We start from the raw sequence: 1,588 nt of genomic DNA on the forward strand, positions 1-1,588 counted from the left end.
CGGCTTAACCCCCTAATTATTGTACACAATCTCCTTTTTTCTAGGTTTATCTTAGTTTTTCATTTTTCTTTAAAGGAAATGGCTCCCTTCGAATTTCCAAGTTTACATTCTTCTGCTTGGAATGACTTGACATGGAGCCTCTCTACGCATGAATCTCGCACCAGGAAGCCAGCTTCCCTACATCTGGCTACACCGAATGAGGTTATCATGCGTGGCTCTCCATATCAAGTCGTGAGTGGATATAAACTTCCGTTCTATCGCTTTATGGGACCCATTTCCTTTGCTATAAGTTTACCGCCATCTCTATTTGATAACCTATCTCTTGATATTTCTTAAGGTACTGTGCAGGCGATAGGTGTCCTAGGCTGCCGTGGTATCTTCGGTTATTATAAAAATCCATGAACTGATCAATGTAATAATAAGCCTCTTCAAAGAATTCCATCTCATATCTGACATAACATTCCCGTTCAATAATGCTATGAAAGGACTCGATATAAGCATTTAGATTTGGGGATTTCGGAGGAATCCTTTCATGGTAAATTTTATTGTGTGCACAAAATTCTCCAAACACATTACTCATAAACTGTGGCCCGTTATCACTTCGAATAATGATACAATATTCTTTCCCAATTTCACTTTTAGGCATATGCACCTGACGCTGTAAAAGAGCACGTTGAAGCATGTCTGTAATGTGTTCTGTCCTACATTGGGAACCCCGATAATATCCTACAATTCGGCGATCAAATACATCGATTGCGCTTGCCAAGAAAAAGAAGCGACCACTATCCTTTAGGGATCCATACTTAATATCTACTTGCCATAGTTGATTTGGGCCTGTAATTTCATGTTTTTTTGATAATCTTTTAGGATATAGGGATGGTTTGTGGCCCCTGGATTGTAAAATATCTAGTTTGACACATAACCTATACACCTTTTTAGGGTTGATAACTAACTGATGCTCGTTCCGAAGGTATTTTGTTAAATTTTGATAGCCATAAGAACCTTCTTCACCTTCACTTGCTTCTGACAAAAACTCCTCTATTTGTTTTGTCTGAAACTTTCTCCCCAGATTTATTTAGGGAATATCCGGGAGTTGGCCTTCCACGTCTTTTCCCTTCCAAATTCTCCACTTCCCTTTTGTTCAAATGGTAATAATACAAGGATCGATCAACCTCTACTATTTCCATAGCTTTCTTGATGCAAAAACCTTCTCCTGTCCAAAGATATACTTCCTCTAGTCTATCTCTTATAGAGATGAACTTTTTTTTAACAAATTTCGTAACATCGCTATCTCTAATTCTTTCTCTCCAACCATAAGCATGGCTTGTTCATATTTATTTCGCATTTCACTTATAGAAGGGTTATCCGGAAGTTTTGCTGAAGTAACTTCTTCTGATCCCATCTCCTCACGAATATCAGATTCATATTCATTCATCCACTTTCTTAACGTCTCTCGCGAAATACCTGCCTGATGGGCGATGGATGTCATTTTGCCTGATTCAACGGCTAATCTCACATACTTTTTCTTTACTTCCTCTATGACTTTAATTTTTTGTTTAGGCAATAAAAACACCTCCTTAAATTAAGG

2 protein-coding genes are annotated in these 1,588 nt (G+C 38.0%); both read right to left on the bottom strand.

Annotated features, from left to right (window positions below; genetic code table 11):
• Positions 1 to 283 precede the first annotated feature (283 nt).
• Positions 284 to 1,075: an IS3 family transposase gene (locus tag AB3M96_RS23595; RefSeq protein ID WP_412970056.1), complete on the bottom strand. Its 792-nt coding sequence runs from the start codon at positions 1,073 to 1,075 to the stop codon at positions 284 to 286.
• A gap of 171 nt (positions 1,076 to 1,246) precedes the next feature.
• Positions 1,247 to 1,564 carry a transposase gene (locus tag AB3M96_RS23600; protein WP_412970055.1) on the bottom strand — a complete coding sequence of 106 codons (318 nt, stop codon included), beginning with the start codon at positions 1,562 to 1,564 and terminating at the stop codon, positions 1,247 to 1,249.
• Positions 1,565 to 1,588 lie beyond the last annotated feature (24 nt).

It is taken from the genome of Ferdinandcohnia jepli (assembly GCF_047246645.1).
Classification (GTDB): Bacteria; Bacillota; Bacilli; order Bacillales; family Bacillaceae_L; genus Ferdinandcohnia.